The sequence below is a fragment of the Leisingera sp. ANG49 genome, assembly GCF_059694505.1.
This window is the reverse complement of sequence record NZ_JCATZN010000002.1, coordinates 197,045-223,549: the sequence shown is the minus strand read 5'-3', so window position 1 is coordinate 223,549 and position 26,505 is coordinate 197,045. Positions and strand designations below refer to the sequence as shown.

29 protein-coding genes are annotated in these 26,505 nt (G+C 65.8%); 13 read left to right on the top strand and 16 right to left on the bottom strand.

Features of this window, described 5'->3' with window-relative positions; genetic code table 11:
* Positions 1 to 71: 71 nt before the first annotated feature.
* Both AC58NV_RS07495 and AC58NV_RS07490 read left to right on the top strand, forming a co-directional pair.
* A complete protein-coding gene (locus AC58NV_RS07495) occupies positions 72 to 1,910 on the top strand; it encodes a DNA polymerase III subunit gamma/tau (RefSeq protein WP_497227036.1) in 1,839 nt (612 codons plus the stop codon).
* A gap of 253 nt (positions 1,911 to 2,163) precedes the next feature.
* On the top strand, positions 2,164 to 2,508 hold the full coding sequence (locus AC58NV_RS07490) for a YbaB/EbfC family nucleoid-associated protein (protein WP_019298230.1): 345 nt from the start codon (positions 2,164 to 2,166) through the stop codon (positions 2,506 to 2,508).
* 61 nt (positions 2,509 to 2,569) lie between these two features.
* Here AC58NV_RS07490 and AC58NV_RS07485 read toward each other — a convergent pair whose 3' ends face one another.
* Positions 2,570 to 3,073, bottom strand: a complete 504-nt coding sequence (locus tag AC58NV_RS07485) for a GNAT family N-acetyltransferase (protein WP_497226572.1) — start codon at positions 3,071 to 3,073, stop codon at positions 2,570 to 2,572.
* Between the two features lie 134 nt (positions 3,074 to 3,207).
* On the opposite strand from AC58NV_RS07485, the gene recR reads away from it, so the two are divergent.
* Positions 3,208 to 3,807 carry a recombination mediator RecR gene (gene recR, locus AC58NV_RS07480; protein ID WP_497226571.1) on the top strand — a complete coding sequence of 200 codons (600 nt, stop codon included), beginning with the start codon at positions 3,208 to 3,210 and terminating at the stop codon, positions 3,805 to 3,807.
* Between the two features lie 46 nt (positions 3,808 to 3,853).
* On the opposite strand, the gene ltaE is transcribed toward recR, so the two are convergent.
* Entirely contained in the window at positions 3,854 to 4,903 is a 1,050-nt protein-coding gene (gene ltaE / locus AC58NV_RS07475; RefSeq protein WP_497226570.1) for a low-specificity L-threonine aldolase, read from the bottom strand.
* Positions 4,900 to 5,577 carry a hypothetical protein gene (locus AC58NV_RS07470; protein WP_497226569.1) on the bottom strand — a complete coding sequence of 226 codons (678 nt, stop codon included), beginning with the start codon at positions 5,575 to 5,577 and terminating at the stop codon, positions 4,900 to 4,902. Before AC58NV_RS07470 ends, ltaE begins: the two co-directional genes overlap by 4 nt.
* Positions 5,578 to 5,714: 137 nt before the next feature.
* Between AC58NV_RS07470 and AC58NV_RS07465 the strand changes: the two genes are divergently transcribed.
* Positions 5,715 to 6,602 (top strand): LysR substrate-binding domain-containing protein, encoded by an 888-nt coding sequence (locus AC58NV_RS07465; protein ID WP_497226568.1) that lies wholly within the window; start codon positions 5,715 to 5,717, stop codon positions 6,600 to 6,602.
* A gap of 96 nt (positions 6,603 to 6,698) precedes the next feature.
* Here AC58NV_RS07465 and AC58NV_RS07460 read toward each other — a convergent pair whose 3' ends face one another.
* Positions 6,699 to 8,843 (bottom strand): hybrid sensor histidine kinase/response regulator, encoded by a 2,145-nt coding sequence (locus tag AC58NV_RS07460; RefSeq protein WP_497226567.1) that lies wholly within the window; start codon positions 8,841 to 8,843, stop codon positions 6,699 to 6,701.
* Positions 8,844 to 9,167: 324 nt separating this feature from the next.
* Complete coding sequence (locus AC58NV_RS07455) at positions 9,168 to 9,935, bottom strand: DUF1013 domain-containing protein (protein ID WP_497226566.1); 768 nt, start codon at positions 9,933 to 9,935, stop codon at positions 9,168 to 9,170.
* Positions 9,936 to 10,081: 146 nt separating this feature from the next.
* On the opposite strand from AC58NV_RS07455, the gene AC58NV_RS07450 reads away from it, so the two are divergent.
* The 3 genes from AC58NV_RS07450 (at position 10,082) to AC58NV_RS07440 (ending at position 12,487) form a co-directional block, all read left to right on the top strand.
* Positions 10,082 to 10,729 (top strand): ribonuclease T2 family protein, encoded by a 648-nt coding sequence (locus AC58NV_RS07450; protein WP_497226565.1) that lies wholly within the window; start codon positions 10,082 to 10,084, stop codon positions 10,727 to 10,729.
* A 210-nt stretch (positions 10,730 to 10,939) separates the two neighbouring features.
* Entirely contained in the window at positions 10,940 to 11,341 is a 402-nt protein-coding gene (locus AC58NV_RS07445; RefSeq protein ID WP_497226564.1) for a hypothetical protein, read from the top strand.
* Positions 11,342 to 11,629: 288 nt separating this feature from the next.
* Entirely contained in the window at positions 11,630 to 12,487 is an 858-nt protein-coding gene (locus AC58NV_RS07440; protein WP_366661158.1) for a DUF2189 domain-containing protein, read from the top strand.
* Between the two features lie 66 nt (positions 12,488 to 12,553).
* On the opposite strand, the gene AC58NV_RS07435 is transcribed toward AC58NV_RS07440, so the two are convergent.
* From AC58NV_RS07435 to AC58NV_RS07425, 3 genes are all read right to left on the bottom strand, one after another.
* The gene (locus AC58NV_RS07435) at positions 12,554 to 13,537 is read right to left on the bottom strand and encodes an NAD(P)H-quinone oxidoreductase (protein ID WP_497226563.1); all 984 of its coding nucleotides are present in this window, start codon (positions 13,535 to 13,537) and stop codon (positions 12,554 to 12,556) included.
* Positions 13,538 to 13,675: 138 nt separating this feature from the next.
* Complete coding sequence (locus AC58NV_RS07430) at positions 13,676 to 14,491, bottom strand: methyltransferase domain-containing protein (protein WP_497226562.1); 816 nt, start codon at positions 14,489 to 14,491, stop codon at positions 13,676 to 13,678.
* 150 nt (positions 14,492 to 14,641) lie between these two features.
* Positions 14,642 to 15,343, bottom strand: a complete 702-nt coding sequence (locus tag AC58NV_RS07425) for a COQ9 family protein (RefSeq protein ID WP_497226561.1) — start codon at positions 15,341 to 15,343, stop codon at positions 14,642 to 14,644.
* A 116-nt stretch (positions 15,344 to 15,459) separates the two neighbouring features.
* Here AC58NV_RS07425 and rpsU point away from each other — a divergent pair, with 116 nt between their 5' ends.
* Positions 15,460 to 15,666 carry a 30S ribosomal protein S21 gene (rpsU, locus tag AC58NV_RS07420; RefSeq protein WP_005614280.1) on the top strand — a complete coding sequence of 69 codons (207 nt, stop codon included), beginning with the start codon at positions 15,460 to 15,462 and terminating at the stop codon, positions 15,664 to 15,666.
* 791 nt (positions 15,667 to 16,457) lie between these two features.
* The gene (locus AC58NV_RS07415) at positions 16,458 to 17,633 is read left to right on the top strand and encodes a CAP domain-containing protein (RefSeq protein ID WP_497226560.1); all 1,176 of its coding nucleotides are present in this window, start codon (positions 16,458 to 16,460) and stop codon (positions 17,631 to 17,633) included.
* 67 nt (positions 17,634 to 17,700) lie between these two features.
* Here the strand turns inward: AC58NV_RS07415 and ppk2 are convergent, their stop codons facing one another.
* Positions 17,701 to 18,618 carry a polyphosphate kinase 2 gene (ppk2, locus tag AC58NV_RS07410; RefSeq protein ID WP_497226559.1) on the bottom strand — a complete coding sequence of 306 codons (918 nt, stop codon included), beginning with the start codon at positions 18,616 to 18,618 and terminating at the stop codon, positions 17,701 to 17,703.
* A 193-nt stretch (positions 18,619 to 18,811) separates the two neighbouring features.
* Here ppk2 and AC58NV_RS07405 point away from each other — a divergent pair, with 193 nt between their 5' ends.
* Positions 18,812 to 19,651 carry a CPBP family intramembrane glutamic endopeptidase gene (locus tag AC58NV_RS07405; RefSeq protein ID WP_497226558.1) on the top strand — a complete coding sequence of 280 codons (840 nt, stop codon included), beginning with the start codon at positions 18,812 to 18,814 and terminating at the stop codon, positions 19,649 to 19,651.
* Positions 19,652 to 19,708: 57 nt separating this feature from the next.
* Here AC58NV_RS07405 and AC58NV_RS07400 read toward each other — a convergent pair whose 3' ends face one another.
* Entirely contained in the window at positions 19,709 to 20,167 is a 459-nt protein-coding gene (locus AC58NV_RS07400) for an Lrp/AsnC family transcriptional regulator (protein ID WP_008556791.1), read from the bottom strand.
* Between the two features lie 139 nt (positions 20,168 to 20,306).
* Here AC58NV_RS07400 and ald point away from each other — a divergent pair, with 139 nt between their 5' ends.
* A complete protein-coding gene (gene ald / locus AC58NV_RS07395; protein WP_497226557.1) occupies positions 20,307 to 21,425 on the top strand; it encodes an alanine dehydrogenase in 1,119 nt (372 codons plus the stop codon).
* A 97-nt stretch (positions 21,426 to 21,522) separates the two neighbouring features.
* Here ald and AC58NV_RS07390 read toward each other — a convergent pair whose 3' ends face one another.
* Together AC58NV_RS07390 and AC58NV_RS07385 are read right to left on the bottom strand one after the other, a co-directional pair.
* Positions 21,523 to 21,714: a hypothetical protein gene (locus AC58NV_RS07390; RefSeq protein WP_497226556.1), complete on the bottom strand. Its 192-nt coding sequence runs from the start codon at positions 21,712 to 21,714 to the stop codon at positions 21,523 to 21,525.
* Positions 21,711 to 22,034: a YdcH family protein gene (locus AC58NV_RS07385; protein ID WP_497226555.1), complete on the bottom strand. Its 324-nt coding sequence runs from the start codon at positions 22,032 to 22,034 to the stop codon at positions 21,711 to 21,713. The genes AC58NV_RS07390 and AC58NV_RS07385 overlap by 4 nt, the downstream gene beginning before the upstream one ends.
* 73 nt (positions 22,035 to 22,107) lie before the next feature.
* On the opposite strand from AC58NV_RS07385, the gene AC58NV_RS07380 reads away from it, so the two are divergent.
* Positions 22,108 to 23,031: a hydrogen peroxide-inducible genes activator gene (locus tag AC58NV_RS07380; RefSeq protein WP_497226554.1), complete on the top strand. Its 924-nt coding sequence runs from the start codon at positions 22,108 to 22,110 to the stop codon at positions 23,029 to 23,031.
* Positions 23,032 to 23,211: 180 nt separating this feature from the next.
* Positions 23,212 to 24,018: a mechanosensitive ion channel family protein gene (locus AC58NV_RS07375; RefSeq protein WP_497226553.1), complete on the top strand. Its 807-nt coding sequence runs from the start codon at positions 23,212 to 23,214 to the stop codon at positions 24,016 to 24,018.
* 75 nt (positions 24,019 to 24,093) lie between these two features.
* Here the strand turns inward: AC58NV_RS07375 and AC58NV_RS07370 are convergent, their stop codons facing one another.
* From AC58NV_RS07370 to AC58NV_RS07355, 4 genes are all read right to left on the bottom strand, one after another.
* Positions 24,094 to 24,639 (bottom strand): hypothetical protein, encoded by a 546-nt coding sequence (locus AC58NV_RS07370; protein ID WP_497226552.1) that lies wholly within the window; start codon positions 24,637 to 24,639, stop codon positions 24,094 to 24,096.
* Positions 24,640 to 24,837: 198 nt separating this feature from the next.
* Positions 24,838 to 25,368: a GNAT family N-acetyltransferase gene (locus tag AC58NV_RS07365; RefSeq protein ID WP_497226551.1), complete on the bottom strand. Its 531-nt coding sequence runs from the start codon at positions 25,366 to 25,368 to the stop codon at positions 24,838 to 24,840.
* Positions 25,365 to 25,814: a YtoQ family protein gene (locus AC58NV_RS07360; RefSeq protein ID WP_497226550.1), complete on the bottom strand. Its 450-nt coding sequence runs from the start codon at positions 25,812 to 25,814 to the stop codon at positions 25,365 to 25,367. Before AC58NV_RS07360 ends, AC58NV_RS07365 begins: the two co-directional genes overlap by 4 nt.
* The gene (locus tag AC58NV_RS07355; RefSeq protein ID WP_497226549.1) at positions 25,805 to 26,467 is read right to left on the bottom strand and encodes a phosphoribosyltransferase; all 663 of its coding nucleotides are present in this window, start codon (positions 26,465 to 26,467) and stop codon (positions 25,805 to 25,807) included. Before AC58NV_RS07355 ends, AC58NV_RS07360 begins: the two co-directional genes overlap by 10 nt.
* Between the last annotated feature and the right edge of the window lie 38 nt (positions 26,468 to 26,505).

The window sequence follows — 26,505 nt, the reverse complement described above, 5'->3', positions numbered from 1 at the left end:
TTCCCAAAGCGCTTTTGCATCCCGCGGTTTGCGCCCTTCTGCGGTGGACGAACGGGCTGCGCTTCAATACCCTGCGCGGAACGCGGGCGCCCCGCAAACCGAATCCGGCACGAGACACCATGAACGATACCCCTAGCGGCACCACCCAATCCCAATACCAGGTCCTGGCCCGCAAATACCGGCCCGAGACCTTTGCCGATCTGGTGGGCCAGGACGCCATGGTGCGGACGCTGAAAAACGCCTTTGCCGCCGACCGCATCGCCCAGGCCTTCATCATGACCGGCATCCGCGGCACCGGTAAGACCACCACCGCGCGGATCATCGCCAAGGGCATGAACTGCGTCGGCGAGGACGGCCAGGGCGGCCCCACCACCGATCCCTGCGGTAAATGCGAGCATTGCACGGCAATCATGGAAGGCCGCCATGTGGATGTGATGGAGATGGACGCGGCCTCGCGCACCGGCGTCAACGACATCCGCGAGATCATCGACTCGGTGCAGTACCGCGCCGCCTCGGCCCGCTACAAGATCTACATCATCGACGAGGTCCACATGCTGTCGACCAGCGCGTTCAACGCGCTGCTGAAGACGCTGGAGGAGCCGCCCGCGCATGTGAAGTTCATCTTTGCCACCACCGAGATCCGCAAGGTGCCGGTGACGGTGCTGTCGCGCTGCCAGCGTTTTGACCTGCGCCGGATCGAGCCGGAGGTGATGATTGCCCTGCTGCGCAAGATCGCCACCGCCGAGGGGGCTGAGATTGCCGAGGATGCGCTGGCCCTTATTACCCGCGCCGCCGAAGGCTCTGCCCGCGATGCCACCTCGCTGCTGGACCAGGCGATTTCCCACGGGGCGGGCGAAACCACCGCCGATCAGGTCCGCGCCATGCTGGGCCTTGCCGACCGCGGCCGGGTGCTCGACCTGATGGACATGATCCTGCGCGGCGATGCGGCGGCGGCGCTGACCGAGCTCAGCGGCCAGTATGCCGAAGGCGCCGACCCGCTGGCAGTGCTGCGCGATCTGGCAGAGATCACCCATTGGGTCTCAGTCGTGAAAATCACTCCGGACGCGGCAGAAGACCCCACCGTCAGCCCGGACGAACGCGCCCGTGGCAAGGCGATGGCGGATGCGCTGGCGATGCGGGTGCTGACCCGGATGTGGCAGATGCTCTTGAAGGCGCTGGAGGAAGTGGCCGCGGCCCCCAACGCGATGATGGCTGCGGAGATGGCGGTGATACGCCTCACCCATGTGGCCGACCTGCCCAGCCCTGAGGAGCTGATCCGCAAGTTGCAGGATACCCCGCCCCCGCCGCCCCCCGGCCCCGGCGGCGGCGTGCCGATGCAGGGCATGGGCGCCCCGGCGCTTGGCGGCGGGCCAGCTGGCACTGCCCCTCAGGGCAGCCCCGCTAGCGGCGCGCCGGTGGCCCACGGCGGCGGCGGCACGGTGGCAGCGCTGGCGCCGCAGGTCAGCTCCGCGCTAGCCCGCTACCCCAGCTTCGAACATGTGGTCGAACTGATCCGCACCAACCGCGACGTGAAACTGCTGGTCGAGGTCGAAACCGGCGTGCGGCTGGTCTCCTACCAGCCGGGACGGATCGAATTCACCCCGTCGGCCCAGGCGCCGCGCGATCTGGCCGCCCGGCTCGGCTCGGCGCTGCAGAACTGGACCGGCGCCCGCTGGGTGGTCTCCATCGCGCCGGACGGCGAGGCGCCGACCATAGCCGAGGTCCGCGACGCTGCCGAGAACGCCCTGCGCGAGAAGGCCACGGCGCATCCGCTGGTGCAAGCGGTGCTGGAGAGCTTCCCCAAGGCCAAGATCACCCGCATCCGCACGCCGGAGGAACTGGCCGCCGAAGTCGCCGCCGAGGCCCTGCCCGAGGTGGAAGACGAATGGGATCCCTTCGAGGACGGATGACGGCGGGCCAGGGACGCGTAGGTTCCGGCGCCGCATCGGTTTTTCAATAATGCAATCAGCTATTTAGGGCAGCGCCCGTCCCGTTGGGGCAGGAAGCGAAGCGCCCGCCCCGGTGGGGGCGGGACGGGCGCTGCCCGGCCTGCCGGCCGGGCGGAAGAGCGCTAAACTGTTCCACGCAGACGATCCTGCCCCTTGTTTCGCAGCCCCGCGGCCCGTATTTGTGCCCCAAACTCGGAATCTCAGGAGAAACCACATGCTCAAAGGCCTCGGCGGTCTTGGCGACATGGCCAAGATGATGAAATCGGCACAGGAACTGCAGACCAAGATGGCGCAGATGCAGGAAGACCTGCACAACGTCATGGTGACCGGCGAGGCCGGCGCGGGCCTGGTCAAGGCAACCGCCTCCGCCAAGGGCGACCTCAAGGCGCTGGACATCGACCCGTCGATCTTCAACGGCGACGACAAGGAAGTGGTCGAGGACCTGATCCTGGCAGCCATCAAGGACGCCCAGGCCAAGGCTGCGGAAAAGGCGCAGGACGAAATGGCTAAGCTGACCGAAAGCATGGGCCTGCCCAAGGACATCAAGCTGCCGTTCTGAGCTGCACGAAATTCCCCTGCAAAAGGCGGCCCGTCTGGTGCCGCCTTTTCTTTTATCCGCCTCAACCCGTCTCCAGACGGAACTTCAAAAAGCGCTGCCCCTCGTATTGCACCTCCCCGGTCTGCACCGCTCCCAGCCGCATCAGCGGCCGCAAATGCCGCCGCGTCGGCGGCAGCAGGAAGGTGACGTAGGGGATACGCAAGTCCGCGCGGGCAAATGCCAGCGCCTTGCGGGCGATGGCCGGGCCAAGGCCGAAGCAGTCCGGCCTCAGCACCAGGCCGAAATCCCACTCATCCCCCTCTTTCTGGAACCCGCCCCAGCCGAGATAAGTGCCACCGCGCAGAAACGCCCAATGGCCCAGCCCGTCGCGCTGCCAGCAGGCCTCCTTGGCCGCCACAAAATCCTTGGCCGCCGCCTCATCCCAAGCCCCTGTCAGCAGCGGCATATGCTCGGTCATCCGCGGGTCTGACATGTGGCGGGCGATCTCCTGCGGCGGAACCTCCGTCAGCCGGGCAAAGCGCAGCTGTGAGGAATTGCTTTCTTCCCGCGCCGTGCTGCCTTCCATTCCGAACCCTCCGCCATTCCAGGCAAGGCATACCCCCGGCCCGCAGAAAAACAAACCCCGAGCATTTTGCCGCCCGGCCCTTGCGCTCCCCTGCCCCGGGTGGCCTATATGGAGGTCAGCAAAGGGCCCAAGGCATGATCAAGAATTCCACCAGCGACATCGAAGACCTGATTGCCCTGATGGCCAAGCTGCCGGGGCTCGGGCCCCGCTCGGCCCGGCGCGCGGTGCTGCATCTGATCCGCAAGCGGGCGCTGCTGCTGACGCCCTTGGCCGACGTGATGGGCGAGGTGGCGGCGACAGCGCGCGAGTGCCTCAATTGCGGCAATGTCGGCACCAGCGAGATCTGCCCGATCTGCACCGACGAGGTGCGCGGCAATGGCGAACTGTGCGTGGTCGAGGATGTGGCCGACCTCTGGGCGATGGAACGCTCGGGCGTGTTCAAGGGCCGCTACCACGTGCTGGGCGGCACCCTGTCGGCGCTGGATGCGGTGGGACCGGAGGACCTGCGCATCCCGCGGCTGGCGGACCGGGTCGCCACCGAAGGCATCAGCGAAGTCATCCTGGCGCTGAACGCCACCATCGACGGCCAGACCACGGCGCATTACATCGCCGACCAGCTGCAGGGGCAGGTGAAGCTCACCTCCCTTGCGCAGGGGGTTCCGATCGGCGGCGAGCTGGATTACCTCGACGACGGCACCATCTCCGCCGCGCTCAACGCGCGCAAGGAAATCTGACGGTCAAGCCGGGGACGGGACATTCGAACTTTCCGGCTACTCGCAGTTAGCCGTAAAAACTCCGCAGCGCCTGCACCGCTTGCGCCAGCGCGGCGTCATCCGCGTCCTTGTGAAGCACCATACGGATCGCACCGGAAGTGCCGCCGCCGATTACCACGCCCTCCGCCGCCAGATGCGCCCGCAGCGCATCATTGCGCCCGTCACCCGGCGTGAAGAACACCATATTGGTGGCCTGAGATACCTCTCCGGCGCCCAAGCCCCGAAGCACACCAGCCAGCTCTTCGGCCCGGCCATGATCCTCCGCCAGCCGCACCGTGTTATGCTCCAGCGCATGAAGACCCGCCGCCGCCAGCACACCCGCCTGGCGCATGCCGCCGCCCAGCATCTTGCGCCAGCGCCGCGCCCTGGCAATCAGATCTGCAGGCCCGACCAGAACCGAACCCGCCGGCGTGCCCAGACCCTTGGACAGGCAGACCGAGACCGTATCCACCGGCCCGGCCAGATCCGTTTCCGAACAGCCCAGCGCGGTGATCGCATTGAAGAACCGTGCCCCGTCCAGATGCAGGGACAGCCCAGCTTTGCGCCCGGCCTCCGCCGCAGCCGCCATATCTGCCAGTGGCACCGCCAGCCCATTATGGGTGTTCTCCAGCGACAGCAGGCGGCTGATGGCGAGATGGCTGTCATCCGCCTTCACCGCCCCGGCAACCACGCCCGGATCCAGCGCCCCGTCCGCGCGCACCACCACCGGGCACAGCGCAATCCCTCCCAGGACCGAGGCGCCTGCCGCCTCATAAGCATGCACGTGATACCCCGCGCCCGTGATGATCTCCTCGCCGCGCTGGCAGTGGGCCAGGAGGCCGGCGAGGTTGCTCATGGTTCCGGTGGGCAGGAACAGCGCCGCATCCTTGCCCAGTCGTTCGGCCAAAACCGCTTCCAGCCGGTTCACGGACGGGTCCTCGCCAAAGACGTCATCGCCCAGTTCCGCCGCAGCCATCGCCTGCAGCATGCCCGCATCGGGGCGCGTTACCGTATCGCTGCGCAGATCGCAGAGGACAACATTGCCCCCCGCTCCCGCAAGCCCTGCATATTGGCTCATTCCGTCACCTGATCATAAGCCAGCGCCGCCACGATGTGGACGCGCCGGGTTTCACCCCCGTTCAATGCGGTGTGGTAGCCGCGGGTGTCAGTGAAATACACCGACCCGTCGGCTGGCAAGTGGGTGACGTGATGATTCACGATGAACAGCGACCCGGGGTTGGAGAGCACCGGGATATGCAGCCGCGGCTCCGGGTCGCGGTGCCAGGAATTGCAGTTATAAAGCCCCTTGGACAGCACCCGCGTGCGCCCGATCGGGAAGCGCTTGGCCAGCTCTGCATGCACATGCTCGAAATAAGTGCCCGCAAATTTCGGATTGAACTCGCTGAAGTCCACCTCCGGCACCAGATCCTCGCGCGGCTCCTCGACATACCGCTCATCCGCCCGCAGCCAGTAGCGGCCCGACAGGTCATTGGCGGTCCACTCAGACTGCCCCGGCCGCTGGGTCAGCGGCAGCGCGGCAAAGCCCTGGTCCTGCATGCCGCCCATGAAGTCCTCGCGCTTCAGGCATTCCTCCAGCGCCTCCTGCAGCAGCTGGATGTCAAACCTCAGCGCCAGCCGCTGGATGCCCGGCCCGGGCACAAACTCCGCCACCGAGGCGGAATCGGGCATGGTCTGCATGGCCCGGGTGACGGCCTCCACATCGGCGTCCTTGATCTGCGGTACAAAACTCATGCCGCGCGCTCCCAATTTTCGTGCTGTTCGTGAGTGGTGATGCATTTGACGCCATCGTTGCAGGCCACCAGCCGCAATTAAAGCCGGGCCTTCGCAATGCTTGTTGCAAAATTTGCAACACATGGCAGGGTGGCCGCATGCGCCGCAAGATCCCGCCAACCGCAGCCCTCCTGTGTTTCGAGGCCGCCGCCCGTTCCGGCAGCTTTGCCCAAGGCGCCCGCGCCATGAACCTGTCGCAAAGCGCCTTCAGCCGCCAGATCCAGGGCCTGGAGGCGCAGACCGGCCAGACCCTGTTCAAGCGCGAACGCCAGCGGGTGCAGCTGACCGGCGCGGGCGAGATGCTGCTGCAGGAGCTTTCGCCGCTGCTGGAGGCGCTGGAGGCCGCGTTCTACCGGCTGCGCACCCGCGACAATCCTTACGGCGCGCTCAACATCGGCACCTATCCGACGCTCGGCAGCCGCTGGCTGATGCCGCTTCTGGCCCGGCTGGCACAGGCGCAGCCGCGGCTGACGGTCAACACTATCACCTATCTGGACAATGCGCAGGTGGATGCCAGCCTGGTCGATCTGGCCATCGTGCAGGGCGATCCGCCCTGGCCCGGCTTCCGCGCCGATCTGCTAATGCCGGAAAACCTGGTGGCGGTGGCCGCGCCCGGCCTGCTGGAGGCGCCGCTGCAGGACGCCGCCCGGCTGCTGGACCATCCGGCGCTGCAGCACACCACCCGGCCGCTCAGCTGGCAGATCTGGTTCGAGGATCAGGGACAGGCGCTGCCCGCCCGCCCCACCGGCCCGCTGTTCAGCCAGTTCGAGATGCTGATCGACGCGGTGAAATACGGCCACGGGGTGGCGGTCCTGCCGGAGCTGCTGGTGCGCCGCGAACTGACCGAGGGAACGCTTGTGCCGGCCCATCCGCACCGCTGCACGCCTGCCAGCGCCTATTACCTGCTGACGCCGCAGGCCAAGACCGGCACCAGCCGGATCGAGCGGGTCCGGGCCTGGCTGCTGGAGCAGGCGCCTTCCTGCTAGACGCTGCCGCGCCGCGCGCCCGCGCGGCACCGGGCCCAAGCCTGCCAGGCGGCCCCGCCAGGGGCAGCCGCAGGCGCGGGAGCCCTTCCCCAGCGCCTAGCGGAACAGCGCCTTGTACAGTTTTTCCTTGGTAAAGGGCTTGTCCAGCACCTGCATGCCGTCCAGCTCCGGGAACCCCGCCTCCGCGGCGCTGAAGGCAAAACCGCTCATCATCACCGCGTTCAGCCCGGGCTGGACCTGCAGCAGCCGCGCCAGCGTCTCCCAGCCGCTGCGCCCCGGCATGCTCATGTCGATCACCGCGCCGTCAAACGGCCCCTGCGCCTGCAGCTGCGCCAGCGCCGCGTCATAGCCATCGGCCTGCTCCACCTCGCAGCCGCGCAACTGCAGCAGGCCTGCGACAGCCCGGCGCACGGTGTCCTCGTCGTCGACCACCAGGATGCGGCGCAGCTGCCCCCTGCGCGGCTCCGGCACCGCAGCCGGCCCGGCGGCCTGCACTGTTTCCGCCGCACCGGCCGGGAAATAGAAACGGAAGATGCTGCCGCCGCCCTCCCGGCTCTCCACTGCCAGCCCGCCTCGGTGGTTGCTGATGATGCCCATGGCCGCCGCCAGCCCCAACCCGCGGCCGCCAGGTTTGGTGGTGAAGAACGGGTCGAAAATCCGCGCCACGGTGTCCCGCCCCATGCCGCCGCCGGTGTCGCGCACCTCCAGCAGCAGGCAAGGGCCAGCGGGCATCCTGCGCCCCTTCAGCAGCCGCCGCCGCTCCGCCGCGCCCAGGGAGATGCGCCGGGTCGCGACCGTCACGGTGCCCGCGCCCGGGCCGATCGCCTCCACCGCGTTCAGCACCGCCTGCATCAGCAGCTGCCCAGCCTGCGCCGGGTCTATCTGTGCAGTCAGTTCCCCGCCCGCCAGGTCCAGCACCACCGCCTTGCCCAGCTTGCACTCTGGCGGCACCAGCGCCAGCGCCTCGCGGACAATCCGGTTCAGATCGCAGGTCTCCGGCTGCGGGCTGCCGCCGCCGCGGGCATAGCCCAGCAGCTGCCGCATCAGCCGGGCCGAAGCCTGCAACCCCTGCTCAACCGCCTGCACTTGCGCCACGGCCGGATGCGCCGACTCCAGATGCGCCAGCGCCAGCTCGCTGCGCCCTTGCATCGCGGCCAGCAGGTTGTTGAACTCATGCGCGATGGTGCCCGCCAGCAGCCCCAGGCTCTCGGCCTTGCGCCGCAGCAGCAGCGCCTGTTCCGCCTGCCGCCGCCGCCGCTCCGCCCGGTGGCGGCACAGCTCCAATGCCGCCCGCGCCGCGAACGCTTCAATCAAGCTGTTTTTCTGGAAGCCCGCTGTCATCTTCCGGTCGTGCAGCAGCGCAATGTGGCCGGTCAGCTGCCCGTTTGCGTCCCGCAGCGGCACTCCGAAATACGACTGCAGCCCCTGCGCCCGGAACTGCTGCTGCGCCGGAAACATCTCCTGCAGCCCCGATGGCACCAGGAACGGCTCCCCCTCGCGCAGGAAGGCGCAAGGGGCGCCCTCATAGGGCATCAGCCTGTCCTCGCCCGCCGCGGCATCCTGCCCGCCGTCGCAGCAGGCCAGCACGCGGAAGCTGCCCGGGCTGTCCGCGGCGCATTCGGCGATGACGGCCATGCGCACCCTGAAGGCGCGCTGCAGCTGCTCCGCCAGCTGCCGCAGCGCCGCCCGCGGAGACAGGCTGCCCGGCCCCTGCGCCAGCGCCGCCAGAACGTCGGCCTCCTGCATCGCGGCAAGCTCCGCCCCCAGCCGCGGCGCAAACTGCTGCATGGCAGCGGCGGCCTCTGCTGCCAGCGCCGCCCCCGGCGCCTGCCGCCAGGCCGCCTGCACCAGGCCTACAGCCGCGCCCGCGGCATCCTTCAGCGGCACCCCGGCATAGCTGTTGATGTTTTCCTCGATGAACATGCCGTCCTGCGGATACAGCTGCTGCACCCCGTCCGGCACCACCTGCGGCGCGCCGCTCAGCACCGCATCGCGGCAGGGCGCCCCGCGCGCGTCATATTCGAAATCCCCCAGCTGCAGCCCGTCGAACCAGCTTGCCGCCACCCTCAGGTGTTCGGCCTCCCTGATCCGCAATGCGCTGACTGTGACCAGATCGGCGCCAAAACCCTGCGCCAGCTGATCTGCAAATGCCTGGCAGAACCCGCGGCCGCTTGCGCCGGCCAGTTCCTCCAGATCCAAGCGGCCGCTTGCCCCAAGCGCCGCACCCCCGGATGCGTCCATAACAAATACTCCTGCCACCCCTGCACGGGCCGGCCCAGGGGGCCGGACCACTGGCACAACTCGTCAAACACTGTCCCTTTCACATCGCGGAACCGCCCCTTTTCCAGAGGCCTGCTCCGCGTCACTCAAACCCGCGGGCGGCCTGGAACACAGCCGCACCGCAACATCATGCTGCGCGAGCAACCAGCGCGCAGTCAACATCTTGTATGGTTGAGACTCAATTCTAACAGAAAAAGCCGCAAATCCGGAGCATCGGATCTGCGGCTTTTTAAGGATTTTCCGCTTGCCGGAAGGCCTGGCAGGCCTAGTCCGGACCGGCCAGGATCAGTAGCGGCTGTCCTCGTCGTCGTCCTCGTCGTCGCTGCCTGCGGGCAGGTTGAAGAAGCTGTCGGCGTCCAGAACGTCCTCTTCCTTCTTCTCGTCGTCGTCGTTCAGGCCGCCGCCCAGGGTGAAGGTTTCCAGCCCCTCGATGGCGGTCGGGATCTTCGGCTCGGCGTCCATCTCCAGAGACTGCTCGGTGGACACCAGCTTGCGGCGCTCGTCGTCGCTCATCACGCCGCCTTCGGCCGCCTTCTTGGCCGCCGCCTTCTGCACCGCGGAGTCCAGCTCGGACTGCTTGCACAGGCCCAGCGCCACCGGGTCGATCGGCTGCATGTTGGCGATGTTCCAGTGGGTGCGCTCGCGGATCGACTGGATGGTCGGCTTGGTGGTGCCGACCAGCTTGGCGATCTGGCCGTCGGACAGTTCCGGGTGGAACTTGACCAGCCACAGGATCGAGTTGGGACGGTCCTGGCGCTTGGACAGCGGGGTATAGCGCGGGCCGCGGCGCTTTTCCTCGCCGGCCGCGGCCGGGTTGAATTTGAGCTTCAGCTTGTGCAGCGGATTGGCCTGCGCCTTGTCGATCTCGTCCTGGGTCAGCTGGTTGTTGGCCACCGGGTCAAAGCCCTTGACGCCCACCGCCACTTCGCCGTCGGCGATACCCTGGATCTCCAGTTCGTGCATGCCCACGAAATCGGCGATCTGCTTGAAGCTGATCGTGGTATTGTCCACCAGCCACACGGCGGTTGCCTTGGCCATCAACGGTTTTGCCATGTGCTCATCTCCTTAAAACACCTTTGATCCCCGGATACATCTCTCCCGCCGCCTGAAATGGCGTCCCCGGCGATCCGGGGCAGGTTTCCGTTGTCGGGGAACTTCCGCCCTATATAGTCGGCTTCACTGCATAAGGAAAGAGGCCAATGCGCAAGTTGTTCACAGGTGTTTTTGCGGCTGTTCTGACCTTGCTGCCCGCCCTTGCCGCGGCCGACGGCGAACCGGCGGGCGAGTTCGACTATTACGTGCTGTCGCTCAGCTGGTCGCCGAACTGGTGCGCGCAGGAGGGCGATGCCCGCAATGCGGAGCAATGCGACGCCCGGCACGATTACGGCTGGACCCTGCACGGGCTGTGGCCGCAGTTCCACCGCGGCTGGCCCAGCTACTGCCGCACCGCGGAGACGCCGCCGAGCCGCGCGATGAGCCGGGGCATGGCGGACATCATGGGCAGCCAGGGCCTCGCCTGGCACCAGTGGAAGAAACACGGCACCTGCTCCGGCCTCAGCGCCCGGGACTATTACGCCGCCATGCGCGCGGCCTACACCCGCGTCACCCGCCCCGCCGCCTTCCGCAAGCTGGACAAGCCCGTGACCCTGCCTGCGTCCCTGGTCGAACAGGCCTTCCTGCAGGAAAACCCGGCGCTCACATCCGACAGCCTGACCATCACCTGCCGGGACGGTGCCATCCAGGAGGCGCGCATCTGCCTGTCCAAGGGATTGGAACCGGTGCCCTGCGGACGCAATGTGATCAGGGACTGCACATTGAAGGACGCACGGTTTGCGCCGGTGCGCTGAACCCGCTGGGCGCCGCCGCGGGACCGATGACAATCCGGCGCCGGTTTGGTAAGATCTCCCGCGGGAGAAACTAAGATGAGGGTCCTCGTTTCCCTTTTATTGTCAGTCGCTGCGGCTCCGTCCTCGGCGCAGGACGGCCTGATCGCAGGCCGCATTTCCTGTTCTGCGGCCGGCAGCCACTATGTCGCCGCGGACAGATCCCTGCCACGCATGAACACCCGGCAGAACAGCGGTTTTCCGGCTGGGGCCGCCTTGATCTTTGAATACATGCTTGATCACTCCGGCCGCTTGGAGGTGTTCTTCAGGGAGGAAAACCGCGAGTCGGTTTATTTCGAGGATCCTTTTCTGGCTCAGGGCTTCAGGGGCTTCTCCCCCTTTGCGGGCGTGGCGGAGTTCAGCTCAAATTACCGCAAGTTCTCCTTGGGCCGCCATCACATCAATTACAGCGGGAACGACCAGCTTTTCCTGAAGAAATGCTCCGGAACCGATTGGCGCGGCCACTATGTCCAAACCTTCTTCGGCGGCCACCATATACAGGTCACGAACCTGCATTGCCAAACGGAAGTGGACGCCGTTGATGAGGTTCTGGCCCGCCTGAGAGGGATAAACTAGGCCGGATGCCTTTACCCGGCCGGCAGCCCTCCGGCATCTCACTGCAGGAGATGCAGCATTGCCATAGCAGCTCAAATTTTCAGAGCCTTGAACCAGCAGGCAGATTTGCTTGCCACCTCCGTTTTCCCCCCGCCGAAAGCCGCCGCATCCAAGCCTCCTCCCCATCGCTTGGCGGCAAATGGCTTGCGAAGCAGACTTTTCCGCGTTTCGTGCTACAATGACTCCTGTGCCGCGCCCGGCCCTGCCTGAACGGCACTTCCGTTTTGGTCAGCGAGAAGGAGGAAGCGCATGGCAAAGACAATCGGTAACCCGCTCAGCTGGCTTCTGCAGGGTGCAGAAACCACCGGGCACCATATCAGCGAAACCGTCGGCGAAATGGGCAGCGACGGCGTCAAGGAGCTGCCCAAGGCGCGCGACCTGAGCATGGATGACATCATCCATTCTTTGGCCGCGGGTCTGGAGGATTTTGCCGCCTGCCGCTCGGACGCCATGTTCCTGGTGCTGTTCTACCCGATCATCGGCATTGCGCTGATCGTGATGAGCCTGTCGATGAACCTGCTGCCGCTGATCGTGCCGATGATCATGGGCTTTGCGATCCTCGGGCCGGTCGCCGCGGTCGGGCTTTATGAGATGTCCAAGCGCCGCGAAGCCGGCTTCGAGCCGCGCTGGGTGGACGCCTTCGGCGTCATCCGCTCGCCCGCCTTCGGCGCGATCCTGGTTCTGGGGCTGTATCTGGCGGCGCTGTTCGTGATCTGGCTGGTGGCAGCCGACATGATCTACAGCCGCACCCTGGGGCCGGAGCCGCCGGAATCAATCGCCAGCTTCGCCGCTGCCGTGGTCACCACCCGCGAAGGCTGGATCATGGCCATTACCGGCGGCATCGTGGGCGCGGTCTTTGCCTTTGCGGCGCTGGCGATGAGCCTGGTGTCCTTCCCGCTCCTGCTGGACCGCCATGTGGGTCTGCCGGTCGCGGTGGCCACCTCGATCAAGGTGCTGCGCAAGAACCCGGTCATCTGCATGACCTGGGGCGTGATTGTCGGCGTGTCGCTGGTGGTCGGATCCATCCCCTTCCTGGCCGGGCTGATCATCGTGGTTCCGGTGCTGGGGCATGCCACCTGGCACCTGTACCGCCGCGCGGTGCAGTAAGAGGCGCTATGAAACAAGAAAGGGCCGGCGCATCTGCCGGCCCTTCTGTTTTGCGCATCCTGCGTCTCAGCCCACTTTCAGGACAATCTTGCCGATATGGCCGGAGCTTTCCATCCGGGCGTGCGCCGCGGCTGCCTCCTCCAGCGCAAACTCGCTGTCCATCACCGGCCCAACCTTGCCCGCCTCGATCAAGGGCCAGACCGCCTCGCGCAGGTCCCGGGCGATCTGCGCCTTGGCCAGGTCGCTCTGCGGACGCAGGGTCGAGCCGGTCAGCGTCAGCCGCTTGACCATCATCAGGGCAAAGTTCAGCTCCACCTTCGGCCCCTGCAGAAAGGCGATCTGCACCAGCCGCCCGTCCTCGGCCATCGCCTTGACGTTGCGCGGGATGTAATCGCCCCCGACCATGTCCAGCACCAGATCGGCGCCGCCCTCGTCCCGCAGCACCTTGACGAAATCCTCGTCGCGGTAGTTGATCGCCCGCTCCGCGCCCAAATCCAGGCAGGCCTGGCATTTCTCATCCGATCCGGCGGTCGCGAACACCCGTGCCCCGAACGCCTTGGCCAGCTGGATCGCGGTGGTGCCGATGCCGGACGAGCCGCCATGCACCAGGAACCGCTCCCCGGCCTTCAAGCCCCCGCGGGTGAACACGTTGGACCAGACAGTAAAGAAGGTCTCCGGCAGGCAGGCGGCCTGTTTCAGGTCCAGCCCGGCAGGCACCGGCAGGCAGTGCGCCGCCGGCGTTGCCACGTACTCCGCATAACCGCCGCCCGGCAGCAGCGCGCAGACCTGGTCGCCCGCCGCAATACCGCTGACCCCCGCGCCCACGGCCACCACCTCGCCCGAGGCTTCCAGCCCCGGCAGGTCGCTGGCGCCCTTGGGCGGATCATAGGCGCCAGCGCGCTGCAGCGCATCGGGGCGGTTCACGCCGGCATAGGCCACCTTGATCACCACCTCGCCATGGCCCGGCTGCGGCACCGGGCGCTGCGTCAGCTGCAGCACCTCCGGCCCGCCGGGTTTGCTGATCTCCACCGCGCGCATCATCTCTGTCATCGGAATTTGTCCTCCTGATCCTTGCCACCTGCCTAGCATCCGGCAGGGTGAGCGCAAACAGCAAAGGCGCCGCAGTTGGCGCGCTTTGCGGACAGCGCAATCCGTGGGCCGTGCATGATCAGGGCAGTTTCGCCGCCGTCAGGGCTTCCGCAGGATGTAGGACACGAAGTTGCAGGAGCCGAAGAAGGTTCCGGCCTTGGACGCCGCGTGATGGATCTCCGACCACTGCCGCGCAGCGGCTTCGCTGATATGCCCCGCCGCCACCATCGCGGGCCTGTAGCTGTCCAGCATGCTCTCGAAGAACTCCGCCTTGCCGGCCTCAGCCAGAATCTCAGGCAGGAAATCCGCCAGTTCCAAGCCCGACCCGGGGACCAGTTCAGGGAACTGGCGCATCGCCCGCGGGTGGGCAACAACGGTTTTCAGCAGGGCCTGCAGCGCTTCGTCATTCAGAGCCGGATCGCCTGCGCCGAATATGATCGAGGCATAGTCGCCGTCAAAGACCACCACATGGCCGCCGGGCGCAGTCACACGGGCGGCCTCCTTCAGCACCTGTGCAGGGCTGGTGACGTGGCTGAGCAGCGTATGCAGCACAACGAGGTCGTACTGGTCCTGATTTGCCTCGGTGCCGTGGCTATCGGCAACGTCAAAGGAGATCCGGCCGTCAAGCCCCTCTTCGGCAGCCAGCCGCCGGGCCACCCCGATCAGCTCTGCAGAAAAGTCGGTCCCTGTAAGATTGGCCCCGTCCGCAAGTCTTGCCGCCAGGGCCCGCGTGACAACGCCGGTCCCGCACCCCATGTCGAGCACCTCGCGGCATTGCTCCAGCGGCAGCCGACCGAAGTACCGCTCCCGCATAGCGGCAAATGGCGGATAGGTTCCCCGGTACTCCAGACGGTCCACGACCATCTGCAGTTTTTCACTGTCGAGCTGATCAAGCGACTGAAAGATATCCGCCATCGTGTTTCCTCTCCAACCGGAATACCAAGTAAAGGGAACTTGGCACCAATTCTGGAATCACATCGGCCTTCTGTCTACACACGGCGCTTGCGGCTGGCGAACCGGATCTCTCATCCAGCGGGAAGCAGCAAACCGGCACAGCCGGCCGCCCTATCGCCGCGGATCAACCGACCCCGGCAGGTCATCGCGCGCCTTCGGCGGCTTGATCTGTTCGGCCAGCCAGTTCGGCCCCACCAGCAGAGGTTTCAGCAGCGGGTTCTTCTGCAGCCCGGCCTTCAGCTTCTCGAAGTCCATCACATTATCAATGCGCCGCTCCAGGAAATCCCAGGTCGCCTGATGCTCCAGGCTGTCGTCGCCCAGCCAGTAAAGCACCGTGGCGGAATAGACGCCGGCCAGCGACGCGCGCTTGGTGTACCAGTTCAGGTCATCGGAGCCGTCGCCCAGCGTGTCCCAGATCAGGTCGCAGGTGTTCCAGATCGCCTTGACGCCGTCGCCGGCATATTGCGGCAGCGCCAGCAGCGTGGTGCCGCGGCGCACCGCTTCCTTGTCCTCGACCGCCTCCAGCCGGAACCGCACCGCCGCCGCCACCTTGTCGCGGAACCGCATCCCCGACAGGTCCTCTGCCTGCAGCCGCTCCAGCATCCGCGAATCGCCGCGGGCGTGAAAGGCCAGCGCCAGATCGACGCCGCCGCGCGGGCAGACCGCATGGGCCAGCACCTCCGGCACATCCGCATCTTGGCAGGCGGCGCGGAAGGTCACCTCCGACCAGCCGTCAAACGGCACATGATTCAAGGCTGCCTCCAGCAGTTTGTCCTTAATATCGTCCTGTGCGTGATCGTGGTCTTTGGTCATCTCACCCTCCCGCTTGCGGCATGCTGACACCCTACTAGACAAAAATTGCGCGCTTTGCTATACGGCCACTTCCTGCAAATCCTTGCAACTCAACTTAGAAAGGTGGTGAAAACCACATGCAGGTTAGTGTTCGCGACAACAACGTCGATCAGGCGCTCCGTGCCCTGAAGAAAAAGCTGCAGCGTGAAGGCGTCTTCCGCGAAATGAAGCTCAAGCAACATTTCGAGAAGCCGTCCGAGAAAAAAGCGCGCGAGAAAGCTGAAGCGATCCGCCGTGCCCGTAAACTGGCACGCAAGAAAGCCCAGCGCGAAGGTCTGCTGTAAGCACCAAGCGCAGCCCGAAAAGTGGATACCGGTTTTCGGATCAAGCTGCGCGGCAAACAGACCAGGCTCTCCAGCTTTGGACAGCACTAAGGCAGATCCCCGGATCCGCCGGAACATACGTTCAGACGACCCCCGCGGCCCCGCCCGGGGGTTTGTCATTTGGGGCACCCCGTTCGGGTAGTCCTGCTCCAGGGCGGGCCGGTCCTGCCTCTAAGGGATGCATGCAACGATCGCGAATTGATTAGAATTACACCTTTAGGGTGTATTTCCGCGCAGCACTCTGCTATACAGAGATCACGGCAGGGCAAGTCAGTTGCGTTTCCCTAACCATTGCCCCGCCGGCCGGGCTTGGAACACCCGGTTTCCCGAAACCCTGGGCAGGCGGCGCTACCCCCCTTTACCGGCGCTGGTCTTGGTCCCTGCAAACAAGGCTCGTCTCTCCCGGGTTTCCAATATTACCGGACGCTGCCCCCCCCCGGCGGCGTCCGGACCGTTTCAGACCTCTGATTCCGTCCCCGCCACACTGCCTGCTGCCGCAGCGCCGAGGCGAATCCCCTGACTGGCGTCAAGGGGCCGGCAAGGCGGCGGACAACCGCCGCTGCCCTCCGTGGCCGGGCCGCAACGGTCCAAACTGGCAAAACGCGCAGAAATCCGCGTACCATCCGCCGCCCAACGGGCAGAGCTCCGCCGTAAAACCGTAAAACCGCCCTCTCCGACTTTCGGCCCAAACAATTTCCTTTAACCGGATGGCGCACCGCCGGAGGTCCGGCACACTTATGGAGCAGTTAACGATGTCACAGGCAAGCGTTCTCGAGCGGCAGATGCTCGAGCTGATCAACGCCGAGCGCACTTCGCGCGGGCTTAACCCGGTCCAGCTGGAGCTGCGGCTCAATGATTCCGCCGAGGATCACAGCGAATGGATGCTGCAGGCGGACGTGTTCTCGCACACCGGTTCGGGCGGCTCCAGCGCCGGCGACCGGATGGCAGATGCCGGCTTTGTGTTCTCCGGCAGCTGGACCTGGGCCGAAAACATTGCCTGGCAGAGCGAACGCGGCGCCCCCGGCCTGGCCGATGACGTGATCGACCTGCACAATTCGCTGATGAACAGCCCCGGCCACCGCGCCAACATCCTCAGCCCCAATGTCGAAGTAATCGGCATCGGCATCGAACAGGGCAACTTCAATGGCTGGGATGCCGTGATGGTCACCCAGAACTTCGCCAAGACCAGCGCGCCGCTGCAGCTCGACACCGGATCCGGCGGCGGTTCGGGCGGCGGCACCGGCAGCGGCCCCACCGCAGGCGACGACGTCCTGACCCTGAGCAGCGCCGGCACTCTGGACGGCCTGGGAGGTAACGATTCGCTGACCGGCAGCGGCGGTAGCGACAATCTGATGGGCAACGACGGCCGCGATACCATCTATGGCGAGGGCGGCAATGACGTCCTGCGGGGCGGCATCCAGGGCGACCGCATGTACGGCGGCACCGGACGCGACACCCTGCTGGGTGACGACGGCTACGACAAGATTTCCGGAAACGGCGGCGATGACTCCATCGGCGGCGGTGCCGGCTACGACCGGCTCTGGGGCGGCGGCGGCAACGACACCATGCGGGGCAGCTACGGCAATGACAAGCTGTGGGGCGGTACCGGCAATGACATCCTGTATGGTGGTAGCGGCAAGGATACCCTGGACGGCGACACCGGCAATGACCGTCTGACCGGCAAAAGCGGCGCTGACCTGTTTGTCTTCAGTGACGGCAATGACACCGTCACCGATTTCAGCGTGAGCGCCAGCGGCGAACGCATCGACCTGGGCGATGCCACTGGCATCACCAGCTTCTCCGACCTGATGAACAACCACGTCAGCCAGACCGCAAACGGCCTGCTGATCACCGACACCGACGGCGACACCATGCTGCTGGCCGGCATTACAGAACAGCAGCTGAACTCCGGCGACTTCCTGTTCTGACACTCCCACCGGGCAAACAAGAAAGGGGCGTGCCGCGGCACGCCCCTTTCTGCATTTCCGTCAGCCCTCAGTAGATCTTCGGCACATAGAGCTCATCCGGCAGCACCTGGCGCTCGTAGTCCGGATTGTACTTGCGGTCCGGCAGCTCGACCTTCTCGTGCTGCACCTCTTCATAAGGGATCTTGGTCAGCAGGTGCTCGATGCAGTTCAGCCGCTCGCGCTTCTTGTCGTTGCCTTCAACGATGTACCAGGGCGCCTCCGCGATGTTGGTGCGCTCCAGCATTTCTTCCTTGGCCTTGGTATACTGTTCCCAGCGGATCCGGCTCTCCAGATCCATCGGTGACAGCTTCCACTGTTTCATCGGATCGTGAATGCGCATCATGAACCGCAACTGCTGCTCCTCGTCGGTGATCGAGAACCAGTATTTCAGCAGGATGATGCCCGACCGCACCAGCATCCGCTCGAATTCGGGAATATCCTGGAAGAACTGCTCAACCTGGTCTTCCGTGGCAAAGCCCATCACCCGCTCAACACCCGCCCGGTTGTACCAGGAGCGGTCGAACAGCACGATCTCGCCGCCCGCAGGCAGATGCGGCACATAACGCTGGAAATACCACTGGCTCTGCTCGCGGCGGTTCGGCGCCGGCAGCGCCACCACCCGCGCCACCCGCGGGTCCAGCCGCTGGGTGATCCGCTTGATCACCCCGCCCTTGCCCGCCGCGTCGCGGCCCTCGAACAGGATGCAGACCTTGGCACCGGTGTGCTGCACCCAGTCCTGCACCTTGATCAGCTCCGCCTGCAGCCGCAAGAGGTTGCGGAAATAGACCTGCCGGTCGAGCATCTCCGGATGCTGCTCGCGGTAGATCTTGCGGATCTCCTGGCTCAGCATCGGCTCGGCGAACTCGATCTCGATGTCCTCGTCCAGCGTGTCCTGCAGCTCCGCTTCCAGCCAGTCGAGGGAGGCGGTCTCAAATTCGCGGGTCACGGGCGGGTTCCTTCCTTGTCAGCTGGTGCAAAGTCTGCCTTTTAGCGGTGGCATGTGACGGAGTGATGTCACCCGCCTGCCTGCAGCTTCCTTTAAGGCAAGCGGAATTCCCGGGCATGTTCAAGCGCAAAAGCCGCAGGCGGCCCGCACAACCGGCTGGAAACTCGCCGGATGAGCGGATTATGTGCAGGCCATGAGCTTTGTTCTGAACTCCCTGCCCCAGACCTGGCCCTGGCTGATCCTGATGGCGGCGCTGGCTGCCGGCTGGACCGGGAACCGCGGGCTGGCCTTTGCCATGCTTGCAGCCTTTGCCGGGGCCGCGCTTGCGATCGGGCACCTGACGCCGCTGGCGCTGATGGCGCTGGCCGCCGGCCTGCTGTTTGCCGCCTTCCTCCCCCGCACCCGCGCCCCGGCCGCGCTCATCGCCCACGCGGTGCTGGTGCTGTGGTCGCTGGCGCTCAGCGTGCATCTGGTTCCGGGGGTGCAGAACCTGCTGATCCTCGACCAGGTGCAAACCGGCCCCGCCAGCGCGCCCTACTCGCTGTATCTGAACCTCGACAAGCCGCTGGTGTTCTTTGCCCTGCTGCTCGCCTGGCCCGCGCTGCTGCGGCGCAATGATCCGGCGGAGCGCCTGGCCTTGCTGTCCGGCCTGCTGCTTCTCGCCGCGCTGCTGCCGCTGGCCCTGCTGACCGGCGCGCTGCGGCTGGAACCCGGCTTGCCGGAATGGGCGCTCCTGTGGATGGCATCGAACCTGCTGCTCACTTGCCTGGCAGAGGAAGCCTTCTTCCGCGGCTACCTGCAGCAGGGCCTCAGCCGCCGCTTCGGGCCTGCCGCGGGCATCGCCGCGGCCAGCCTGCTGTTCGGCCTCGCCCACATCGGTGCCGGTCCTGCGGTGGCCGCATTCGCTGCGCTGCTGGGTCTGGCCTGCGGGCTGGGTTATTGGGGAACAGGCCGGTTCTGCGTGCCGGTGCTGATGCACTTTGCCTTCAACCTCGCCCACCTCCTGCTGTTCACCTACCCCGGTCCGGCCTAGGGTCCGGCACCGCCCGGTGCACAGGGGGTGCACGCAGGACACCCCCGGAATCCCGCCTCAGACCGGCAGCGCCGTGGTCTTGAACACCGTGCGCAGGGCAAAGCTCGACTGCATCTGCGCCACCCCCGGCAGCCGCGCCAGATGCTGGCGGTGGATGCGGGCGAAATCCTCGGTGTTCTCCGCCACCACCTTTAGGATATAGTCTGCCGTCCCCGCCATCAGATGGCACTCCAGCACATCCGGAATCCGCGACACCGCTTTCTCGAACGCGTCCAGCACCTCATCCGCCTGGCCGGACAGGGTGATCTCCACAAACACCGTCGACGGCACGTTCATCTTGCGCGCATCCAGGAGCGCGACATAATCGCGGATATACCCTTCCGCCTCCAGCCGCTGCACCCGCCTGTGGCAGGCCGAGGCCGACAGGTTCACGCGCTCCGACAGGTCGGCGTTGGAGATGCGGCCCTGCTTTTGCAGCACCGAGAGAATGCGACGATCTGTTTCGTCCAGCGACATTTTGCGAAGATCCTTGCTGTGTTTTGCCGTTATACGCGAAGAATCTTCGAAAGCCATGTTTTTATTCCGCCCAAAAAAGAAGCACATTTCGGGCTGCCTGCGTCAAAATGACCGCAGAGAGTTTTGAGGAGATACTCACATGAAAATCGGCTGCCCCACCGAAATCAAACCGCAGGAATTCCGCGTCGGCATGACCCCGGACGCCGCCCGCGAGGCCGTTCTGCGCGGCCATGAGGTTGTCATCCAGCAAGGCGCCGGCATGGGCGCAGGCTTCACCGACGAGGACTATGCCGCCGCCGGTGCCGTGATCCTGGACACCGCCGAGGAAATCTTTGCCACCGCCGACATGATCGTCAAGGTGAAGGAGCCGCAGGCGGTTGAGCGCAAGATGCTGCGTGAAAACCAGCTGCTGTTCACCTACCTGCACCTGGCACCCGATCCGGAGCAGACCAAGGACCTGCTGGAAAGCGGTTGTACCGCAATTGCTTACGAGACCGTCACCGACGACCGTGGCGGCCTGCCGCTGCTGGCGCCGATGTCGGAAGTGGCCGGCCGCCTGGCCCCGCAGGTCGGCAGCTGGACCCTGCAGAAGGCCAACGGCGGCCGCGGCGTGCTGATGGGCGGCGTACCCGGCGTGGCCCCGGCCAAGGTGGTGGTGATCGGCGGCGGCGTCGTCGGCACCCACGCAGCCAAGATCGCGGCCGGCATGGGCGCGGATGTCACCATCCTCGACCGCTCGCTGACCCGCCTGAAGTATCTGGACGACGTCTTCGGCCGCACCTTCAAGAACCAGTACTCCACCGCCGGCGCCACCGCTGAGCTGGTGCGCGAGGCCGACATGGTGATCGGCGCGGTTCTGGTCCCCGGTGCCGCAGCTCCGAAACTAGTGACCCGCGCGCAGCTGTCCGAGATGAAGCCGGGCGCGGTGCTGGTGGACGTGGCCATTGACCAGGGCGGCTGCTTCGAGACCTCCAAGGCGACCACCCACGCCGACCCGATCTATGAGGTAGACGGCATCATGCACTACTGCGTGGCCAACATGCCGGGCGCCGTGGCGCGCACCTCGACCCAGGCCCTGGGCAACGCCACCATGCCCTTCATGCTGAACCTGGCCAACAAGGGCTGGCGCCAGGCCTGCGAGGACGACCCGCACCTGCTAAACGGCCTGAACGTGCACGCAGGCCAGCTGACCTACTACGCGGTCGGCGAGGCCCTGGGCATCGACGTGCTGTCGCCGAAACTGGCGCTCAAGCAGTAAGCCGCTTTTCAGCGCAATAGACAGAAGCCCCGCCCTCCGGCGGGGCTTCTTCACACTTAGTCTCCCTGCCAGACTTGGCAGCCTTTCCCCGGCGCCTTCAGGCCTTGCCGGCGCCAATCCGGGCAACAAGAACCGCCCGGCGGCGTGTTTTGACGCTCACATGCGGGCTGCCTCCATCGGGGCCGTCATCGTCGTCCTCATCATCAAGGATTGCCGCACGCATGTCGTCCAGATCGGCGCTGTGCATAAACCGCCTTCCCGGATGCCGCAGATCAGAATGCAGGATCATGCCGGCTCTCCCGAACCGCGGTGCTGCGGCGACAGGCGCCCCAGCCCATGATGCCGCAGCAGCGCCAGGCAGCGCACCATTTCATCCTTGATCTGCAGACGCCGCAGTTTCAGCCCGCGCAGGATCAGGCTGCACGGTGCGGGCCGCTTTAGCTCAGTCGCGATTTTCGCCTTCACGTCCTGATGCTTCAAACGCAGCTGCGTCAGCCGTACCTGGAGAGAAAACGCCTTTACCCGGGGACTGTCTTTCATCAATTTACCTCCTTTTCCGGTTCTTTGGGCTGTGTGTATCGGTGACCCGATTTTCAGATAGGCAAGCATTGCCCCCGCTAGAAGCCAATCTTACTTTGTATAAAGATTGGTTTTTCCTATCTAACGGCACAGAGAGGATCCTTTGGCTGCCATAACCTTGCGCCAGCTCCGCTACTTCAGCGTGCTCAGCAAATCGCTGCAGTACCGCAATGCTGCGCGCCAGCTTGGCATCAGCCAGCCCTCGCTCAGCCTGCAGATTAACGCGCTGGAGGAGACGCTTGGCACCCGCCTGGCAGAAAGACGGCGCAGCGGCCTGATCCTGACGCCTGAGGGCCGGGAGGTCGCAGCGCGGGCCGAAAAGATCCTGCAGGATGTCGAAAAGCTCTACCGGATCAGCGGCCCGTCTGAAAACAGGCTCACGGGCACTCTGCGCCTCGGCTCGTCCCCGACCATCGGCCCGTACCTGCTGCCCAGGGTGCTCCGGCAGCTGCACACGGCCTATCCGGACCTGAAGCTTGTCATTCGGGACGGAACGCCGCGCGAAATGACCGAGGACCTGCTGGCCGGAAAACACGATCTTGTCCTGACCCAGCTGCCAATCGCCAGGGACGACGTCAGCCACAAGTTCCTGTTCCGGGAGCCTCTGTATCTGGCCGTTCCGCGGGAACACCGTTTGGCAGGCCAAGACCATGTCAGGAAAGCTGATCTGGCAGGCGAGAACCTGATCAGTTTGAACTCTGCCTATCTGCTCAGCCGCCAGGTTTCAGACCTAAGTGCGGCCTCAGGGGCGAACCTGCGCGAAGACTTCGAAGGCACCAGCCTGGATGCGCTGCGCCAGATGGTTTCACTTGGGATGGGCATGACGCTGCTTCCCGCGCTCTATGCCAGTTCCGAAGTCAAACCGAGGGAGAGCGACGTTGCAATCGTGCCGATGAAGCCGGGGATGTACCGCCAGGTCGGACTGGCCTGGCGGCAGTCAAGCGGAACGCCAGCCAGTTTCCTGAAGCTCACTGAATTCATCCGCAGCGTGACCGAGCAGGAATTCGCAAAGAAGGTCGTTCTGTAGCCGCGGACCTGAGCCGGCACGCGCACCGCTGGTCCGGCCTGCCAGTGCCCGGCCGCAAGCCCTAGCTCCCCTGCAAGTTGAGCCGCAGCCGCCCGATCTTTCCCCGCTGCGCGCTATTGCCACAGCTGCTCTCTTGCACGACAGTCCGGCGCACAAAAAACGCGAATAGGGACAGCGGATATGGAACAACTGATTGAACAGGCCGGCGCGCTGTGGCCGCTGCTGGTGGCAGGCGTCAAGGCGCTGGTGGTTCTGATCCTCGGCTGGATCGCCACCGGCTGGATCAGCGCCGCGGTGCGCAACCGCATCAACAAGACGCCGCAGATCGACCCCACCCTCGGCAATTTCGCCGCCAGCATGATCCGCTGGGCGCTGCTGGCGGTGGTGCTGGTCGCCATCCTCAATATTTTCGGGATCGAGGCCACCAGCCTGGTTGCGATGCTGGGCGCCGCCACCCTGGCGATCGGCCTGGCGCTGCAGGGCACGCTCAGCGACCTGGCGGCGGGTTTCATGCTGGTCCTGTTCCGCCCCTATAAGATCGGCCAGTATGTCGACATCGGCGGCACCTCCGGCACGGTGAAGGACGTGAACCTGTTCGTGACCGAACTGGCGACGCCGGACAACGTGCAGATCATCGTCCCCAACGGTCAGGCCTGGGGCTCGGTCATCACCAACTTCTCGCACCACCCGACCCGCCGCGTCGACATGGTGTTCGGCATCGACTACGGCGACAATGCCGAAACCGCCAAGGCAATCATCCTGGCCCTGGCCAAAGGCGACGCCCGGGTGCTGCAGGACCCGGAGCCCTGGGTGCGGGTGACCAACCTGGGCGACAGCTCGGTCGACCTGACCGCGCGGGTCTGGTGCAAGGCGGAGGACTACTGGGAGCTGAAATTCGCCCTGACCCAGGGCGTGAAAGAGGCCTTTGACGCCCAGGGCATCTCCATCCCCTATCCGCATTCTGTGGAAATCAAGAAGGCGGGCTGAGGCGCTCCCGCCCGTCTTTGGCCCCTATCGGGGCCGCATCCCGTTGGGTCCGGCGCCCCGCCTGCGGCGGGGCGTTCACGCCTCCGGGGCCTGCCGGGCCGCTTGTGCCGCCTTGGCGGCCGCCTGCCGCGCCCGCGCTTCCCGGGCACGGTCCTGCACCCTGTCCTCCGCTTCAACCGGCGGCCAGCCGCAAAGCACGGTATACCCCTCGAGATCGGTAAAGGCCCATTGCGCGGCGATCAGCTGGTAGCTCTTCATTTCCCAGCCGGAGGCATCCGGCTCGAACCGCAGACGCCAGGTGCCGCGCACCCGCACCGGCAGGCGCAGCCGGCTGATCTGGTTCATTGCCTCGTGGCCGTTCAGGGCCGCCCGCGCCCCCTGCATCCGCAGTTTCTTCATCCGCTCGACCAGGCTCGCAGCCTCGCGCAGGCGGCGGCCGGCAAACACCACCTCGACCTCGGTGTTCGGCTGCACGATCCCCTTCACCACCAGGTCGCCGCGGTTGTTGCGGCTGAACACCGGCACCAGCTCCACCGGCACCTCGCGCACCTCGCGCTTGAACAGCCCCGCATCCTCAATCAGCGGGGTAACTTGCGCGGCAGGGCGGCGGCGGTTCTTCATAAGGCAGTCCTGAACACCGCCCTCCGCGGAGGACAGTGCCTTTTAGTGTTCGGGTGTCACCGGCAGACTAGACCGCCGCCCGTTAAAGAAGCGTTGAAGAGGGGGGGCGAAGCGGCGCGGCTTCCTGCAGGGGGAACGCGCCCCCAAAGCCGCTGAACGCGCGAAGGTTTTCAGCACACCCGGCCAGGCGCCGCGGACTCAGCGCCGGGAAATGGCCCGTTTCATGACCAGCGTGGGGTTGCCCCGGTACAGGGCCTCGCCCGCAGGCGCATAGCCCAGTTTGATCGCCACCCTATGTGACACCGTGTGGGCCGGGTCGAAGATGCAGGCGGTTTCCGCCCAGTCCGTCGCCTCTGCCGCCCATCTGTGAATGCGGCCGACCGCCTCGGTGGCGATGCCCTGCCCGTGCACCTCCGGCGCCAGCACCCAGCCCGCTTCCGGAACGCCTGCCAGCGGCGGATCCATGCTGCGCTGGTAATCGGCAAAGCCCACCTCGCCGATGAACCGGCCGCTGTCGCGCAGGGTGACCGCCCAGTAGCCGTATCCCAGCGCCTGCCAATGGCCGATGTAGCGCAGCAACCGGGTCCAGCTTTCCTCTGGCGTCGAGGGCGTGCCGGAAATGAAACGCACCACCTCCGGCTCTGCCCAAAGCGCCGCCACGGCGTCAAAATCCTGCGCCTGGTGCGGGCGCAGGATCAGCCGCTCGGTCTCAAGCGCCGGAGCTGTCATGCAGGCAGCTTGCCGGTCAGCACATAGGTGAGGATCTCGACCACCTGGCGCGGCTCCTCTGCCACCGCCAGCGCGGCGGCGTGGACCTCTTTCAGCGCATGCTGATGCTCCGGCGGGCTCAGGACGATGATCGACTTGCCCAGCGCCGCTGCATAGCCCGCATCAAAGGCCGCGTTCCACTGCTTGTACTTGTCGCCGAAGCGCACCACCACGACGTCCGCGTCCGCAATCCCCTTGCGGGTGCGGATCGCATTGACCATCGCGCCCTTGTGGTCGTGCCAGTACTTGTTCTCCTCGGCGCCCAGCACCGCCACGCCGCAATCGTCGCTGGCGTCATGGTCGGTCACCGGCGCGCTGAAGCTCACTTCCAGCCCCTTTGCGCCGTCGATGATCTGCTCCCGCCAGTCGGTGTGAATCTCGCCCGAGAGGTAAACGTTCAATGCCACTTCGTGTCCTTTCCTGCGCCAGCTTCCGGAGCCGCGGCCAAGGCGGCCATGACCTCGTCATCGCTGGTTTGCATAAAATCCCTGTAATGCGCGCCGACCGCCCAGAAGTCCCTGGGGCTCAGCAGGCAGACCAGAGTATCTACCAGCGGGCGCAGTTCGTCCACCGCTTCCGGCGGCGCGACGGGAACCGCCAGGATCACCGCCGCCGGCTTGCGCTCCTTGAGCCAGAAATGCGCCGCCATGAAGGTCGCGCCCGTGGCGATCCCGTCATCCACCACGATGACGGTGCGGCCTTCCAGCTCCACCGGATCGCGCCCTTGCAAATAGCTGGCGCGGCGGGCGGCGTTTTCCTCCCGCGCCCGGGCCACCTGTGCGGCAAAATCCTCCGGCTTCATGCCTGTGGCCTGCAAGAGCGCGCCGTTGAATATGGGATTGCTGCCCTCGGCCAGGGCGCCTGCCGCCAGCTCCGGGTTGGAGGGCATGCCGATCTTGCGGATCAGGACCAGGTCCAGGGGCGCGCGCAGTTTCTGCGCAATCGGCAGCGCCACAGGCACCCCGCCCCGCGGCAGCGCCAGCACCACGGGATCCGTCATCGGCAGTTCAGCCAGTTTTCCGGCCAGCTGAAGCCCGGCGGAAATCCGGTCCTCGAACATGTCAGCCTCCACCCCGTAAGCTAGCACGGATGGGGCAA